Origin of the sequence: Pediococcus stilesii, assembly GCF_001437075.1 — a bacterium.
Classification (GTDB): Bacteria; Bacillota; Bacilli; order Lactobacillales; family Lactobacillaceae; genus Pediococcus; species Pediococcus stilesii.
This window is the reverse complement of sequence record NZ_JQBX01000006.1, coordinates 25,837-41,590: the sequence shown is the minus strand read 5'-3', so window position 1 is coordinate 41,590 and position 15,754 is coordinate 25,837. Positions and strand designations below refer to the sequence as shown.

Below are 15,754 nucleotides of genomic sequence, written 5' to 3'. Positions count from 1 at the left end.
ATGAAATATGAATTAAACGTTGCTCATCTCTATGGTGACCTGTTAAATACCTATGGCGACAATGGCAATCTGCTTGCTCTGAAATATTACGCTAAATTGATGGATACCGATTTAGATATTCAAATTGTCAGTCTTGACGAAAAATTCGATCCTAACGCATGGGACGTTGTCTTTTTTGGTGGTGGACAAGATTACGAGCAAACTATCGTTTCAAAAGATATCCAAGGAAAAAAGGATGATTTGACTGACTACATCGAGGATGGTGGACCTATGTTAGCCATTTGTGGTGGCTATCAACTACTTGGACACTATTATGTCGGCGCCGATGGTGAAAAGATTAAGGGAATTGGAGCTTTAGACCATTACACGCTTAGCCAAGATGATAATCGATTTATCGGGGATATTGTCATCAAAAATAAAGAAACTGGTGAAGTATATCACGGTTTCGAAAACCATAATGGTAAAACCTATCTTGGTAAAGGTGAAAGACCTTTAGGCGAAGTCGAATCCGGTAACGGAAATAATGGCGAAGATAATTCTGAAGGTGTCGTTTACAAAAACGTTTACGGCTCATATTTCCATGGGCCAATCTTAACTAGAAATGGTGAACTTGCCAAAAAAATTCTTCTCACCGCCCTTAAACGTAAATATCCTAATGCTGACTTGTCTAGTCAAGAACAATTGACAATCAAACCAACATTTTAAAATTTAAAAAGGAAATCCAACTTTTACGCAAAAGTTAGATTTCCTTTTTTATTATTCTACACCAGGTTCGCTAACGATTAGTTCTAGCGTTCCAGCATAGGTCCAACTTTTCACAGGATTAGGTAAAATGAAATGTTGACCCTTCTTAATTGTGTATTCATGATTATCAACAGTTAACGTTCCTTCACCGTTAAGAACCGAAACTAGCGTGTAAAGCCCTTCCCTTTGGAAAGTTGCTTTTCCGTTCTCTAAAGTCACCTTTCTAACTGAAAAATATTTTGAAATTGGGGCCTTAACAAAGGTTGTTACCTCAGCATCGCCAACCGTTTCAACTGAAATGTTTAACTTGGGATCTTCATGCGGTACATTAGTAACGTCAATTGATTGTTGCAAATGTAATTCACGTTTTTGTCCAGTTGTTTTATCAACTCGGTCGAAGTCATACAGGCGATAAGTTGTATCACTGCTTTGTTGTGTTTCAAGAACCATGATGCCCTTTCCTAAGGCATGAATCGTACCGCTCGGAACGTAATAAAATTCACCAGCTTTGACTGGAACTTTACGGAAAAGCTTGTCCCACTTCCCGTTGTTAATCCAATCCGCCAGTTCCTCACGAGTTTTGGCATTATGTCCATAGTAAAGCTCTGCTCCCGGTTCTGCAGAAATGATGTACCAGCACTCCGTTTTGCCCAGTTCATGTTCATGCTCGGCAGCATATTTATCATCCGGATGAACTTGGACGGATAAGTCATCATTGGCATCCAAAATTTTAGTTAAGAGTGGGAAGACATCGCCTTTAGCGTCCCCGAACTGTTCGCGATTGGTGCTCCAAAGTTTGTCCAATGTGATGCCCTTAAATTGCCCATTTGCAATCGTAGCCGGCCCATGTGGATGTGCTGAAATCGCCCAACACTCTCCTGTATGGTCACTTGGAATATCATAACCAAATTCAGTTCTTAAATGATCTCCTCCCCATATTTTTTCATGGAAAACTGGTTCTAAAAATAATGGTTCACTCATATGCTATAAAACCCCTTTCATAAACTCAGTAATAAGAATACCATATCCATATTTCTTCTTTAAGTTATATTTTAAAAATCCTCATTTAAAAAAGTTTCGTATACTTTTTGACGATAACGTAAAAATTCTAAATTGGGGCTTGGATGAACTCGATTCGAAAGAAAAACTAAACCATTTTTGGTGATTAAGTCCATCAAAATAAAGGTTCCTGTGAAACCACTGTGGCGAATCAGCCCTGGTTTTTCCGCCCGATTAACAAATGCCCATCCCAAGGAGCGAATTAATTTTTTATTTTCGGTCTGATTTAGCAAAAACTCGTTTAACATTTCTTTATCAAAAAAAGCATTCGATTGTCCCAGCATTTCCAATATAAATTTAACAACATCGCTTTTCGTACCGAAGAGGCCTGCCGATGCCGCATGTGGTCCAAGCGAAGCCGCTTTAGGATCATGAACGGTTCCTTTAATAACAATATTTGTTCGGACTTCAGTTGGAACCGTAAGCAAAGGATCTGGCTTAAAAGTAGTGTTCTTCAAGCCGAGTGGGTCGAGTACATCTCTTTGAATTGCAACTTGAACTGGCACATGCAAAATTTTTTCCACGATAAATCCAAGCAAAATATAGTTATAATCGTTATAGATTATTTTTTGGTTAAAGTCCTCACCAAATTTCAAATGTTGATAGATTGCTTCTCGAAGCTCCTCCGCATTTAGCTGGTCACGATGGTCAATCCAAGCCGTTGCCCCCGATGTGTGCGTGAGTAAATGCCGAATTTTAACCCGTTGATCTTTTATCTCAGGCAAATAACTGTGTACTTGATCGTCTAAAGAAAGTTTCCCTTGCCGGTTCAAACGCATAATAATTGGTACTGTCCCCATTACTTTAGTTAACGAAGCCAAATCAAAAAATTGGTTCGACTTTAACAACTCTTGTCGAGGATAAACCATCCTAAAACCCTTTGTTTGGCTTAATTGTTCTCTTCCATGGAGAATTAAACTATAGTCTATCCCAGGGGCCAATCCATTATCTACGATTTCCTGGATTAATTTTTTCGTCTCAGTAAACATCTTTTCCCCACCTAGTAATCATAATTTATGTGTAAATTATATACCAAATTCAAATTATTAATTCCGCCATGCTAAAAAGTTCAAAAAAGCACGATGAAATCCATTTATGCGCAATTTCAAAAGTCATTTTTACTTTAACTTTTGAATACAATCGATTTCATCATGCTTTTTTAGAATTTTAACGCACCGATTCTTGAATCTTAGATTTTATGATGCGTTCATTTTTTCATCTGGTAGTTTAAACAAAAAATTTTTCAAATCACTTCGCCACTTGCAAATTGAGAATTATACAAGTCGGCATAAAAACCCTTTTGTTGCATTAAATGATCATGATTTCCGGTTTCAACGATTTGACCATTGTTAACAACAACAATATTTTGAGCGTTGCGAATGGTAGATAACCGGTGAGCAACCACAAAACTCGTCCGATTATTTAAAAGTTTATTCATCGCTCTCTGAATTAAAACTTCTGTCCGCGTGTCAACCGAGCTTGTTGCCTCGTCTAAAATTAAAATTTCCGGATCGGCAAGAAACGCTCGAGCGATCGTTAAGAGCTGTCGTTGCCCTTGAGAAATATTTGAGGCCGACTCATTTAAAATCGTGTCATATCCGTTTGGTAACTGTCGAATAAATGCATCGGCATGGGCCGCCTTGGCCGCAGAGTACATTTCTTCATCGCTAGCGCCTTCTCGACCATATTTAATATTGTCGCGAATACTCCCGGTGAACAGCCACGTATCCTGTAAAACCATCGCAATATGTGAACGCAATTCCGATCGCTTCATGTTATGGGTATCGTTACCATCTAAATAGACTGTTCCAGAATCAACATCATAGAATCGTTCAATCAAATTAATAATCGTTGTTTTCCCGGCACCAGTTAGTCCGACAATGGCGATCATCTCGCCCGGTTCTACACGTAAATTAAAGTTACGAATTAAAGGCTTTTCGGGTACGTAACGAAAATCAACGTTATCAAAAATCACCTTAGCATCTGTATCTACTTTCTTAATATCTGTATGCACATCTTGCATTTCTGGCTCATCTAAAACTTCAAAAATACGTTCAGCGGACGCCATCGTCATTTGAAGTGTATTTGCAATATTGGCAATCTGAGTGATTGGTTGTGAAAATTGTTGCGTATACTGCAAAAAGGCTTGAACATTTCCCAGCGAAATTTGACCATTAGCAACTTGAATTCCACCCCAAACGGCAACCATCAGGTAACCCAGATTTTTAACAAAATTCATCAATGGCATAATCAACCCGCTAATAAATTGTGCTTTCCACGCAGACTGATAATATTTCTCGTTTTCTTTTTCAAAATCTTCAATCGCTTCTTTTTCATGATTAAATGTTTTAATCACCGTATGACCCGCGTAGGTCTCTTCAACTTGATCATTCATTAAGCCCAGATGTGTCTGTTGTGATTTAAAAAAGCGTTGAGACTTCGGTGCAACAATCGCTACGACAATCAGGCTTAATGGAACCGTGGCGATCGCCAATAAGGTGAGCTTCCAACTGATTGTCAGCATCATGTATATCACACCAACAAACTGGAAAAAACTGGTTACTAATTGCGTTAAACTCTGCTGTAAAGTAGAACTAATATTATCCATATCATTGGCCATGCGGCTCATGATATCACCATTCGAGTGCGTATCGTAATATGAAATTGGTAATTTTTGCATCTTATCTTTGAAGTCCGTTCTCAGTTGTGCCACCGCTTTTTGAGAAACTCGCGTCATTACAATTTGCTGAACAAAACTAAACAATCCCGAAAGGACGTACAAAAGACCGACAGACACTAAAATTTCAACAATTTTGGTGAAATCAATCGGAAAACCGTTGATGTGCATTCCCGCTTTCATTTCAGCGGTTCCTTTCAGCACTCCTTTAAAAATCTCGGTTGTTGCTTCACCTAAAATTTTAGGAGCACGAATTTGTAATATCGTCGAAACGGCCGCCAAAATAAGAACAACTATAAAACCAAACATCCAAGGAGATAAATATCTGACAAGCCTTCCAGCCGACTTCCAGAAGTTTTTGGGCTTTTCCACAAGGCCTCGCATCCCACCGCGGCCACCCGGACCTGGGCCGTTTTGCGGACTTTGAACGTTAGTATCTGTTTTAGCCATTTGCTTGATCTCCTTCCTTGATTTGTGAATCAATAATTTCTTGATAGGTTTGATTGGATTCTTTTAATTCTGCGTGAGTTCCTTGACCGACAATTTTTCCACCTTCAAGAACTAAAATTAAATTGGCATCCGCAACGGTGGCAATCCGTTGTGCAACAATGATTACAATACTGTTTTTCATTTCAGGATCTTCACGAAGCGCCTTCCTTAAGTTAGCATCCGTTTTAAAATCCAAAGCAGAAAATGAATCATCAAATATATATACTTTTGCCTTTTTGACCAATGCTCGAGCAATCGCCAAACGTTGTTTTTGTCCTCCCGAGAAGTTATCTCCGTTTTGCTCTACTGGCGTATCCAATCCCGCTGCTTTTCGATCAATAAATTCTGTCGATTGTGCAACTTCTAGGGCATGCCAAATTTCTTCATCAGTTGCTTTTTCATTTCCAAACTTCATGTTTTCACGAACTGTTCCTTTAAAAAGAACCGCTTTTTGTTGCGCAAAAGAAATTTGTTCGTGTAAATCATATTGACTAATTTTTTTAATATCAACCCCGTCTAGCTTAACCTGACCTTTACCAGGGTCAAATAACCTTGGCAGCATACTGATCAACGTAGTTTTCCCAGATCCAGTACCACCGATAATTGCAACCGTATCCCCTGCCTTAGCAGCAAATGAAGCATCGTCAATCGACAATCTCTCCGCTCCCGGATAACGGAAGCTTACGTTGTCATACTCTAATTCAGTTTTGGACATTGTGGGCAACTTATCCACATTTGAAAGATCTTCTACACTATTTTTAGCGGATAAAACATCATTAATCCGGACAGCAGACGCAGACGCACGTGGAATGCTAACAAAAACCATTGACAGCATCATAAAGCTCATTAATATTTGTGTAGCGTATGTCATAAACGCCACTAAATTTCCGACTTGCATCGTCTGATCGGCAATTAGATGTGCTCCGTACCAAACAATTCCAATGTTGGTTCCACTCATGATAAGCGTCATCACTGGAAACATAAATGAAGTAATTGTGAAAACCTTAATTCCAGTTTTCATATAGTCATGGTTTGCATCAGCAAATCGATCTTGTTCAAATTGATCTTGATTGAAGGCCCGAATTACTCGAACACCTGTTAGTCCTTCACGGAAAACTAAGTTTATTCGGTCAATTTTCTTCTGTAAGCTTTTAAAAAGTGGTACCGCAAAAAACATAATTATTCCAACAAAGATTGCTAATAAAGGTAATGAAACAAGAAAAACTGCCGTCAACTCCGGTTGCTTTTGATATGCCATAAATCCAGCACCAACTAACATAATTGGCGACATCAGCATCATTCGTAAAATCATTACAATTACATTTTGAATTTGAATTACGTCATTTGTCGTTCTAGTAATCAAAGACGCTTCCCCAAATTGTTCAAATTCGTAGTTCGACATAAAAGAAATTTTTCTAAAAAGATCACTACGAATTTTATTACCAATTTTTTGGGCCTGTGTTGATGCAAAATAAACGTTTACGCCTGCACCAATTAAACCAATAAGAGAAACGAGCAACATTTTAACACCCGAATTCCAAATGTACGGAATATCATTTTTGGCAACACCATTGTTTATAATATCCGAGGTAATCCCTGGTAAAATTAAATCCCCCGCAATTTGAACTATTAAAAACAGCGTCCCAATCGTGACTGCTCCCCAACCCAACCGGGATTTTAGTAGTTTCCACATAATCACTGTTCCTCCATCCTACGAACTCCAAACTCTAACCAGCTTAAATTTCGCTTAATTTCTTTTAAAACATCCTCGGGATGCTTTTGACTATCAATTGCATGAACAAAGTAGTTCGCAAATGAGTGAAAAAAGATCATCATTATTAATTGTTGTAAAGCATTTTGATCATCCTCATTTTCCACTTTTAACTGCTCCCAATTTACGACCTCTTTTAATCGAACTCGTAGCTGATTCAATCGTTCGGAATGATACACGTCAAATCCTGGCCCATGTCCGCCTTTCTTAGATTGAATTGCGATATTGGCACCCAAGAAAAAGTTCTTATAAAAATTGTGGTGTGGACCTGCTAGTATATCTTCCAAATAAATACTTGCATATTCTTGAACCGCCTTGAAAATGTCTCCACCATCTTTGTAAACGCTATCAATTAAATCTTCTTGAATATTTTCCAATATCAAACTAAAATAATACCCATATAAATCTGGCAAATCTTCAAAGTATTGATAAAAACTCCCTCGAGGAATTTTGGCCGTTTTGATGATATTGTTAATTGACGCATTATACAGCGGTTGTTGGCTAAATTCTTGCCCAGCGGCCTCAATAATTCGAGCACGCTTTTCTTTTTTTAAATTAAAAAATGTTGATTTTGGCATTGTATCCTCCGTAAATGACAACCTGTCATAAATTGATATTATACTCTTCAAGTTTTACTTTGCAACAACATTGAACTGCATAATTTGCTACAATAGCAACATGTAGAAAGGACTTTAATTATGGCAACTAACTCAGACTCTTTATACAACGTTTTATATCGAATTGATCGGAAACCCGAAATGGCCACTATCAACCATATTGGCTATAATAACGTCGTCAATATGACTTTTCCTGATACAACACTTGTTTCAGAACCCAACATCTATTTTCCAGATAATTCTCTTCTGGTTGATCGTTTCTCGGACGATTTTGTTTCAAAAAACAGTGATATTCTTGACCGGTTCCAACAGAAAACACGTGAAAAAGATCATGGACTAGAGTCCGTTTGGGTCACAACCGCTCATATTTTGGACAAGCATGAGTATATGATTGAACTGACCTTTGAATCATCACCGATGTAAGGAGGCACACTATGCAGCCGAGTTTTGTACCAATGACTCAAAATGGCTATGACAAGATCAATGCTGAAATTAATCAATTGAAGCAAACACGTCCGACGTTAATTAAGGCTCTCGCCGATGCCAGAGCTTTGGGAGATCTTTCAGAAAATGCAGAGTACAGTTCCGCAAAACGTGACCTACGGAGACTAGAAGGCCGGTTACGTTACCTTCAGCGCCAGATAAGTTATTCTAAAATCATTAAGCCATCCAATTCATCTCGAATTGATTTAGGCAGCCAAGTTAAGATTTGTTTTCTCGAGGATCAGTTTGAGACTTCTTACGAAATTGTTGGTAAACATGAAGCCGATGTTGAAAAAGCCAAGCTTTCTTATCAATCACCGTTAGGTTCCGCTTTAATGCACCATCAAGTCCAAGATATTGTCACCATTCTTGCTCCTGATATGTCTTATCAAGTTAAAATTTTGGAAATTAGCTAATTTTTTTCAAACTCTTATTGACGAAACATTAATTTTAGTGTAAATTAATAGAGTAATTTGCCCGCTGGTCAAATTGGTTAAGACGTCGGCCTCTCAAGCCGGAGTTACGGGTTCGATCCCCGTGCGGGTGATTTTTATTGGCCATTCGCCAAATTGGTAAGGCAGCGGACTCTGAATCCGTAATTTACTGGTTCGAGCCCAGTATGGCCAATTTTGTGTTTTATATGGGAACCATCGATTGGAGTTAAGCACTCCAATCGATGGTTTTTTGTTATTGAACCTCCCTAACTATTGCCATTATAAATGATATTGAATGTATTAAAAAATATTTACCCTCAAAATAAATAACACCCGTATTACAAATGATACATCGATAACTAAACTAGATGAAATTCTTCTACAAAAATAATAATACAAACAAAAAAGTTCCAACAATAACTAGTTTTATCTAGCACCGTTAGAACTAAATTGAATTACTTCCCGTATAAATTACTGCATTCCTTTTTTAAGAAGCTTTCCAGCCACCGGTATTTTTCCAACATCTTTGATGCCTTCGGATGGAACAACCACTAGATTAGCTGAGGAATTAGCTAACTCCGAGAATGCCTCAATTGATTGATTTTCAAAATACTTATGATCAACTTTTGTCAATCCTGCCTGAATCGTATCAATTCGATATTTTTCCGCATCGGCTCTTGTTTTAGTTGCGTCCGCTTCCGCTTTTGCCGTTGCCATCAAGGCGTCATTTTTGGCCTTCGTCGTTAATTCGATTGATTTAGCCTCTCCTTCTGCTTTGGCAATTGTCGCAACCCGTTCACGGTCGGCCGTCAATTGTTTATCCATCGCTTCCTGAATGGCCTTCGAAGGGGTTAATTCATCAATATTAATCCGATCAACATTGATTCCGTAAGTATTAGTTAGGTCTCCAATTGCTAACGCCAGCTCCTGGTTAATTTTTGCGGTTGAACCTAAGGCCTCATTTAGATCCATCCGTCCGATTATATCTCTCAAGTGTCCTCGAACTAACTGTGCCATTGATTCAACTGAATCCGTATTTTCATACTGATATTTTGCTGCGTCAGTGACATGATAATTTAACGTTAAACTAGCAGAGACATCTGCATTATCTTTTGTAATAATAGAATAATTTGGTAGTGATAACGGTCTCATTGCTAAACTAATATTTCTAATTTTCTGAAAAAGTGGTACGTAGAAATTTAATCCCGATTCAACACTTCGTCTGTACTTCCCCAAAGTTTCTACTAACCCTTGATTGTTTTGTGGAACAATTTTTATTCCTAGCATTTATTAAACTCCTCCTATATTTTCTTTAACGTTAAAATATTACCCGTCGCTTCAATAATTGCATATTGTGCGTGTACATCCAAATCCCCATTATCATCTAACAGATATCGATAGTAAATACCTGAAACCTGCACTAAACCATTCCCAGTTAGATCCGCTCCCGAAATTACTTTTCCAATGACTTGGCGTTGCTCAAAAGTTGATGGGTCACTCGTATTATTCAAGATATTAATAATATGGGCGTTTACACTCCGGCCTTGCCGATCAGCCTCCGATTGTAAACGATCATAAAGTTTTTGATCAAGTCGAAGTAAAAAGCGCTTTTCTTCATTTTTTTCAGCCATGCTTCCTCCTTTTGATATCAAAATAATATCATTAAGATATTATTTTAGCAACTTTTTTGTATTACCAATCACTATATTAAAAAATCTCAATCGGATGAACGTAAGCTCACCTAATTGAGATTTTAATTTATCTACCGTACCGCTTGACTAATTTTCTGAAGCGCCGCTGGTTGCATCAACTTCGGGCTTTTTAGGTTCTGGTTTAGGCTCTTCTGAAGCACCACTTGTTGTGTCTACTTCAGGTTGTTTGGGCTCTGACTGAGGTTCTTCAGATGCACCACTAGTTGCATCCGTTTCTGGAGCTTTTGCTGATGCCCCAGATGTTACGTCAACTCCTGTAATTGGTGAAATCGGTGTCGCCGTTGGATCGTCAACTAATTTTTTACCTGTTACGGCTAAATAGTATTTAATAATAGGCATAATATCTACAACCCATTCGTTTACACCACGATAACGTCCATTTTCGTCATGCATTGCTTTATAATAGTGCATAATATGACGATCCGGTCCATTTCCCGGAACGGGCATAGATACTAGGTCACTTTCACCAGTCCGTAAAGCGTGAATAACCTGCTTAACGTGGTCTACGGCACGACCTGGATGAACTGATCCAAGTGGATCACCTGCTTGTCCTGGACGTCTTGGTGCTAACATTTTTTCGGTTGGGAGACTCTTATTGTAGTAAATAAATTGGTTGTTATCATCAGCGAATGTCAATTCTACTGGCATTGTCTTTAAGAAGTAATTTAACTGATCAACCGTCAATAACCCACGGTCAAGCTTAACATAGGTTCCACCTTCAACAGCGTGGACCTTTTCAGCGGCTTTTTCAACCCAGTGCTCATCATTCATATCAACACCTTCAATGGTTGTGTTAACCTTCCCCTTTGATTCTAAATCTTCATCTTTATATGTTTTTGGATCTGGAGCATCGAGCATATCAATCACCTTCACGAATTTAATAAATTTTTGAATTATACTATCAAGAAACTTAACGGTTCCCTCATCCTTCAATTGTCCGTTATCATCAAACGCTTCTTTAGCATTACGTAGCAAGAACTCGTTGCCTGGCATAACAATTGCGTTTACACCAGGCGATTCAAGAATCTGCTTCAAGTGCAGTTGTGCTCTTGAAGATCCCTGATTGAAGTATGAAGCCCCCACAACCCAAACTGGTTTACCATCGAGTGGATGTAGCTTATAGGAGAGCCATTCAATCACATTTTTCATCGCCGCCGGAACCGTGTGGTTATGTTCAGGAGTTGCTAAAATGACTCCATCCGCTCCAAAAACTTTTTGATAAACCTTTTGTACTGCTTCACTGTTGCTTAAATCATCATCCTCGTTAAAAACCGGAACATCGTCAATATCTACTAAATCAATCTGGACCAAATCTTTATAATAATCAGCCATAAACTGCAGCAACATTCTGTTATATGATTGTTCACCAATTGAGCCTGCTATTGCAACTAATCTCATTTTTCTTCCTCCCGTCTACTTGAACCTTCATCCCACGAAAAATTATTCATTTCCTTTTCGTTTGTTACATTTGCATGATTTAACTGATTGGAAATATCCGTAAACAGCAGGAAATCCTTAAATAAGCCATCTAGTTGTTCGCTCTGTTCTTGATCGTTTAAGTTACCATCTTCATCAAACGCTTTTAGTGAATTTCCGAGTAAAAATTCGGAACTTGGCATAATACGCGCCTTAATTTCTGGAGAGTCCAAGATCTGCCTTAACTGAGCCTGTGCACGTGAAGCACCTAAAGCACCATAAGATGCTCCGGTAATCATCACCGGTTTATCTAAAAGTGGGTGCATTCCATATGATAGCCACGCCAGTGCACTCGACAAAATCGCCGGAATGGAATGATCATATTCGGGTGTTCCAATTATTACACCATCAGCTACATCAATCTTTTGTGCAATTTCTTTTGCATACTGAGGTACAAGCATCTCCTTCGTCTTCTTAAACAATGGCAAGCCCGCAACTTCAACAATTTCAATTTCTGCGCTCGCGGCATAACGTTTTTTCATATACTGTAATAATGTTCGATTAGTCGATTTTTTCGCGTTAGTTCCAACAATTGCAATAAATTTTTTCATAAAGCAACCCTCTCTTCATTTTTTAACAACACTACCAAACTCCGTATTAGTCATCCACCCCACTAAATAAATTTATCAAACCACTAGTAACTTCTACCTTTAGATCACGCGTTACAAACACAGCTTCAATTCCATCTTGATCCTCAATTAGCTGTCTTCCCTTTTCAATTCCTTGATAGAATGCAATTGTTGACCAAATTTCGCCGTCGATTGAACGGTCACTGACAATAGTTACGCTAGCCAAATTATTCGCAATCGGATAGCCAGTCTTCGAATCAAACATGTGGTGGTATTCTTTACCATTTAGAATTAACTTTCGTTCATAGATTCCCGAGGTACCGATCGACTTAGCTTTGATATGTAACACACCAAGTGGGATATGGCGTTCCTTTATTGGGTTTTGCACACCAATATTCCACTTGGCATCTTCATGTAAACTCGGTCCGACTAGCAAAATATTGCCACCTAAATCAATAATTCCAGTACGAACACCTTGATTAACCCACAGCTTTTTTACCTCATCAGCAATAAAACCCTTGGCAATTCCGCCTAAATCAAGTTCCATCCCCTTATGTTCCAAATACACACTATGCTGCTCATCATCAACTCGGATAGCTTCAGGATTGATTAATTTTAAACGCTCTTGAATTGCCTCGTCGGATGGTTTGTTTGCTCCTTTAAAACCGATCTTCCAAAGTTTAACAAGTGGACCAATCGCAACATTAAAACCTAAATGCTTCCGGCTAATGGTTACAGCGGTTTTAATTAAGTCATATGTTAATTTCGAAACAACTACTGGCTTAATTCCCGCCTGATGATTGATTGACATTACTTCAGATTGAGAACGATTAACGGTTAAATGATCCTCAAAAGTGTCAATCAACCGGTCAGCTTGATCTAAAACACTTTCAGTTGCTGGTGGTGCGACTGATAGACTAATTATGGTTCCTAACGCCCGATATTGTTTATTAATAAGTTCCATGACATTCGTCTCCCATAATTTTCTATATGACTACATTATACCCCACCACGAAACCGATTTCATTTAGTGTTTTAAAAAAACAGTCTTCGCTCCATATTACGTGGACGAAGACTGCTCAATTGTCAAGAATATGGATTATTCTTGTTTATTTAAACATGTTGTGAAGCACCACTAACTACATCAGTTGATTCAACAGCTTCGGGTTTTTCTTCAACGACATTAGATTTTGCTTGCTCACCACCAGCTTGTGCTAAGAAGTAACTAAATGGTTTCAAGTCTTGTGCTTGATATTTTGCAACATATTCATCAATTTGATCTTGTGGATAAACAGCAGGATCTAGGAACATATGCTCCGTTGTAAGTGGCATTTCATGTGTCAACTTAACATCGATAACTACTGGTTTGCTTGTTTCAGCAGCGGCCTTGATTGCATCCTTCATTTCCTGCAACGTTCTTACAGTAAATCCTTCAGCACCCATGCCCTTTGCAGTAGTAGCCCAGTCTGTGTCTGGAAGATCAACTCCAGAAAGTGGTTGATGGGTATCATCACGTTGTTCTGCCTCAATAAATCCTAATGTTTCATTACTAAACACAATGTTAACAACGTGCAATTGATACTTCACTTGAGTCAAAATTTCTTCCATCAACATTGCAAAACCACCGTCACCGCTCAAACTATATACATCACGGTGTGGAAATGCGATTTTAGCAGCAATCGATGCAGGTAGTCCGTAGCCCATCGTTGCATATTGTCCAGATGTGGTCCATTTTTGATCAGCACGAATATCCAATAAGCGTTCGAAATTAATGTTTACATTACCAACATCTACAGCAAACACCGCTTGGTCGCTGGCCGTCTTATTTAGAACATCAAAAATTGGTTCTGGACGAAGTGGTACTTCTTCGCTGTTCTTGAAGCTATCTTGCCACTCATTCCAGTTTTTCTTATCTTCCAGTGCGGCATTATAGAATGGAGTTGGTGATAATTCCTCACCCTTAGCAGCAATTGCAGCTAAAGCTTCTTTTGCATCAGCAAGTAGCGGAACATCAATCACATGCCGTTTTCCAATCTTTTCATTGTCAATATCGATTTGAATTACCTTGGCGTTTGGATTAAATAAGAAACGACTAAATGGTGAATCATTCCCAACCCATAAAATTAAATCAGTTGCAAAACCAATTTCAGCACCTGGTTTCGGCGCAACACGACCCGCAGAGCCTAAGTATGCAGGGTATTTTTCTTCCAAGATTCCCTTCGCCAAAACGGATGAAACGAGTGGCATCTTGTATTTTTCAGAAACTGCTTGAAGTTCCTTAGCAGCACGTTTTGCACCAATCCCAAAGTAAATTATTGGTGCTTTTGCACTCTTAATTAGCTCAACAGCCTTTTCAATACTTTCTGCACGTGGTGCTGGATAAATTGGATCGACATGATTTTTAGCATTGGAAACAAATGTATCATCGATCATTGCCCAACCAAAATCCTTTGGAATTGTAACAACGGCAACGCCATTGTGTTTATAAGCTTGACGAATTGCTTCATCAACAACCGCTGGTACACTTTGTGCTGATGAAACTGTTCTATTCCAAACCGAAACGTCATCAAAAATCGGTTCCTCGTCAATTGCTTGGAAATTATCTGCATTCATTTTTGTTGATGGAACTTGGGCAACAATTGCTAAAACTGGAACGTGATCTTGACGTGCATCATAAAGTCCATTCATCAAATGAACTGCACCAGGTCCAGCCGATCCAAATGTTACCGCAATTTTACCAGTTAGTTTTGCTTCGGCTGACGCTGCAAGAGCACCGGCTTCTTCGTGACGAACTTGGATAAATTTGAGTTTATTGCTTTGATTATAAAGAGCATTCATCGTTGAATCAAAAGATCCCCCAGGATAACCATAAATATGGTCTACTCCCCACTCCTCAATAACTTTTAAAGCTGCATCTGATCCGCTAATTTTTTCTGCCATATTTAAATAGCTCCTTCCTCGATATAAAACTATTACGGCAGCATGCAAAGCTTGAATTATAAATAGCATTATAATAAATTTCTTAGAAACCCATTAATGATGTCGTTTTAGCTTTGTAAGCGCTACCAACACTGTTATAGTACTATAACTTACTAACAAAAACAACATAACATTCAAACAAAAATCGAACCAATGTTAAATAGTGATTAGATTCACATATTAAATGGTGTTATAGTTATACCGGTTTTAATTAAAGGAGGATGTATCATGTCAATTCAACTACCAGAAAAGTTTTATGACGTAATATCCGACGAAGGGGCAACAGCCTTTGTTACATGGACACAAGAAGAACCACATCTCACGAACACCTGGAATTCATATTTAACTATTACCGATGACGGTCGTATTTTAGCCCCTGCAGCGGGAATGACTCATTTAGAAAAGGATCTGGAATCGAACCATAAAATTTTAATGTCCGTTGGCGCTCGTGCTGTAGAAGGCCGTAACGGCTATCAGGGTACTGGATTCCGCATTGAGGGTACTGCCCAACTACTGACTGAGGGTTCCGACTTCGATTTAGTGAAGGAAAAATACAATTTCTTACGTAAAGTTCTTGAGATTACTCCTGACGTTGCGATTCAATTACTCTAAATTGGTCTAAAAAAATAAAAAAATCACAAGACTTTTTTCTAACTTTTTCTACCGAATTCGATCATTGCACGGCCAATATGTTTTTAAATGCTTTACATGATCAATCAAAAATGATAATCTTTGGGTGCTGTT

At 38.5% G+C, this 15,754-nt stretch carries 15 protein-coding genes and 2 tRNA genes; 6 read left to right on the top strand and 11 right to left on the bottom strand.

The window, feature by feature from the left end; all coding sequences use genetic code 11:
• Entirely contained in the window at positions 1-705 is a 705-nt protein-coding gene (locus IV81_RS03650) for a type 1 glutamine amidotransferase (RefSeq protein WP_057802394.1), read from the top strand.
• A 51-nt stretch (positions 706-756) separates the two neighbouring features.
• On the opposite strand, the gene manA is transcribed toward IV81_RS03650, so the two are convergent.
• From manA to IV81_RS03625, 5 genes are all read right to left on the bottom strand, one after another.
• On the bottom strand, positions 757-1,725 hold the full coding sequence (gene manA / locus IV81_RS03645) for a mannose-6-phosphate isomerase, class I (protein ID WP_057802392.1): 969 nt from the start codon (positions 1,723-1,725) through the stop codon (positions 757-759).
• 71 nt (positions 1,726-1,796) lie between these two features.
• On the bottom strand, positions 1,797-2,792 hold the full coding sequence (locus IV81_RS03640) for a serine hydrolase domain-containing protein (RefSeq protein ID WP_057802390.1): 996 nt from the start codon (positions 2,790-2,792) through the stop codon (positions 1,797-1,799).
• 254 nt (positions 2,793-3,046) lie between these two features.
• Positions 3,047-4,939, bottom strand: a complete 1,893-nt coding sequence (locus IV81_RS03635; RefSeq protein ID WP_420848340.1) for an ABC transporter ATP-binding protein — start codon at positions 4,937-4,939, stop codon at positions 3,047-3,049.
• Positions 4,923-6,662 (bottom strand): ABC transporter ATP-binding protein, encoded by a 1,740-nt coding sequence (locus IV81_RS03630; RefSeq protein ID WP_057802386.1) that lies wholly within the window; start codon positions 6,660-6,662, stop codon positions 4,923-4,925. Before IV81_RS03630 ends, IV81_RS03635 begins: the two co-directional genes overlap by 17 nt.
• A 2-nt stretch (positions 6,663-6,664) precedes the next feature.
• Positions 6,665-7,318 (bottom strand): TetR/AcrR family transcriptional regulator, encoded by a 654-nt coding sequence (locus tag IV81_RS03625; RefSeq protein ID WP_057802384.1) that lies wholly within the window; start codon positions 7,316-7,318, stop codon positions 6,665-6,667.
• A 120-nt stretch (positions 7,319-7,438) separates the two neighbouring features.
• On the opposite strand from IV81_RS03625, the gene IV81_RS03620 reads away from it, so the two are divergent.
• From IV81_RS03620 to IV81_RS03605, 4 genes are all read left to right on the top strand, one after another.
• Positions 7,439-7,780 carry a hypothetical protein gene (locus IV81_RS03620; protein WP_057802382.1) on the top strand — a complete coding sequence of 114 codons (342 nt, stop codon included), beginning with the start codon at positions 7,439-7,441 and terminating at the stop codon, positions 7,778-7,780.
• Positions 7,781-7,791: 11 nt separating this feature from the next.
• A complete protein-coding gene (gene greA / locus IV81_RS03615; protein ID WP_057802379.1) occupies positions 7,792-8,256 on the top strand; it encodes a transcription elongation factor GreA in 465 nt (154 codons plus the stop codon).
• Positions 8,257-8,314: 58 nt separating this feature from the next.
• Positions 8,315-8,387: transfer RNA gene (locus IV81_RS03610), tRNA-Glu, on the top strand.
• 7 nt (positions 8,388-8,394) lie between these two features.
• Positions 8,395-8,467: transfer RNA gene (locus IV81_RS03605), tRNA-Gln, on the top strand.
• Positions 8,468-8,745: 278 nt separating this feature from the next.
• Here the strand turns inward: IV81_RS03605 and IV81_RS03600 are convergent.
• From IV81_RS03600 to spxB, 6 genes are all read right to left on the bottom strand, one after another.
• Positions 8,746-9,561 carry an SPFH domain-containing protein gene (locus IV81_RS03600; protein ID WP_057802378.1) on the bottom strand — a complete coding sequence of 272 codons (816 nt, stop codon included), beginning with the start codon at positions 9,559-9,561 and terminating at the stop codon, positions 8,746-8,748.
• A gap of 14 nt (positions 9,562-9,575) precedes the next feature.
• On the bottom strand, positions 9,576-9,905 hold the full coding sequence (locus IV81_RS03595) for a type II toxin-antitoxin system antitoxin (protein ID WP_057802376.1): 330 nt from the start codon (positions 9,903-9,905) through the stop codon (positions 9,576-9,578).
• A gap of 147 nt (positions 9,906-10,052) precedes the next feature.
• A complete protein-coding gene (locus IV81_RS03590) occupies positions 10,053-11,384 on the bottom strand; it encodes an NADPH-dependent oxidoreductase (protein ID WP_057802374.1) in 1,332 nt (443 codons plus the stop codon).
• Entirely contained in the window at positions 11,381-12,013 is a 633-nt protein-coding gene (locus tag IV81_RS03585; protein WP_057802373.1) for an NADPH-dependent FMN reductase, read from the bottom strand. Before IV81_RS03585 ends, IV81_RS03590 begins: the two co-directional genes overlap by 4 nt.
• A gap of 46 nt (positions 12,014-12,059) precedes the next feature.
• A complete protein-coding gene (locus IV81_RS03580; RefSeq protein ID WP_057802371.1) occupies positions 12,060-12,995 on the bottom strand; it encodes an FAD:protein FMN transferase in 936 nt (311 codons plus the stop codon).
• A 149-nt stretch (positions 12,996-13,144) separates the two neighbouring features.
• The gene (gene spxB, locus IV81_RS03575; RefSeq protein ID WP_083484675.1) at positions 13,145-14,971 is read right to left on the bottom strand and encodes a pyruvate oxidase; all 1,827 of its coding nucleotides are present in this window, start codon (positions 14,969-14,971) and stop codon (positions 13,145-13,147) included.
• Between the two features lie 267 nt (positions 14,972-15,238).
• Between spxB and IV81_RS03570 the strand changes: the two genes are divergently transcribed.
• Positions 15,239-15,622: a pyridoxamine 5'-phosphate oxidase family protein gene (locus IV81_RS03570; RefSeq protein WP_057802369.1), complete on the top strand. Its 384-nt coding sequence runs from the start codon at positions 15,239-15,241 to the stop codon at positions 15,620-15,622.
• Positions 15,623-15,754 lie beyond the last annotated feature (132 nt).

Bases quoted from the DNA above. Each gene is read 5' to 3' on its own strand.
- IV81_RS03650 (WP_057802394.1), top strand. From the start codon at position 1: ATGAAATATGAATTAAACGTTGCTCATCTCTATGGTGACCTGTTAAAT.
- manA (WP_057802392.1), bottom strand. From the start codon at position 1,725: ATGAGTGAACCATTATTTTTAGAACCAGTTTTCCATGAAAAAATATGG.
- IV81_RS03640 (WP_057802390.1), bottom strand. From the start codon at position 2,792: ATGTTTACTGAGACGAAAAAATTAATCCAGGAAATCGTAGATAATGGA.
- IV81_RS03630 (WP_057802386.1), bottom strand. From the start codon at position 6,662: ATGTGGAAACTACTAAAATCCCGGTTGGGTTGGGGAGCAGTCACGATT.
- IV81_RS03625 (WP_057802384.1), bottom strand. From the start codon at position 7,318: ATGCCAAAATCAACATTTTTTAATTTAAAAAAAGAAAAGCGTGCTCGA.
- IV81_RS03620 (WP_057802382.1), top strand. From the start codon at position 7,439: ATGGCAACTAACTCAGACTCTTTATACAACGTTTTATATCGAATTGAT.
- greA (WP_057802379.1), top strand. From the start codon at position 7,792: ATGCAGCCGAGTTTTGTACCAATGACTCAAAATGGCTATGACAAGATC.
- IV81_RS03600 (WP_057802378.1), bottom strand. From the start codon at position 9,561: ATGCTAGGAATAAAAATTGTTCCACAAAACAATCAAGGGTTAGTAGAA.
- IV81_RS03595 (WP_057802376.1), bottom strand. From the start codon at position 9,905: ATGGCTGAAAAAAATGAAGAAAAGCGCTTTTTACTTCGACTTGATCAA.
- IV81_RS03590 (WP_057802374.1), bottom strand. From the start codon at position 11,384: ATGAGATTAGTTGCAATAGCAGGCTCAATTGGTGAACAATCATATAAC.
- IV81_RS03585 (WP_057802373.1), bottom strand. From the start codon at position 12,013: ATGAAAAAATTTATTGCAATTGTTGGAACTAACGCGAAAAAATCGACT.
- IV81_RS03580 (WP_057802371.1), bottom strand. From the start codon at position 12,995: ATGGAACTTATTAATAAACAATATCGGGCGTTAGGAACCATAATTAGT.
- spxB (WP_083484675.1), bottom strand. From the start codon at position 14,971: ATGGCAGAAAAAATTAGCGGATCAGATGCAGCTTTAAAAGTTATTGAG.
- IV81_RS03570 (WP_057802369.1), top strand. From the start codon at position 15,239: ATGTCAATTCAACTACCAGAAAAGTTTTATGACGTAATATCCGACGAA.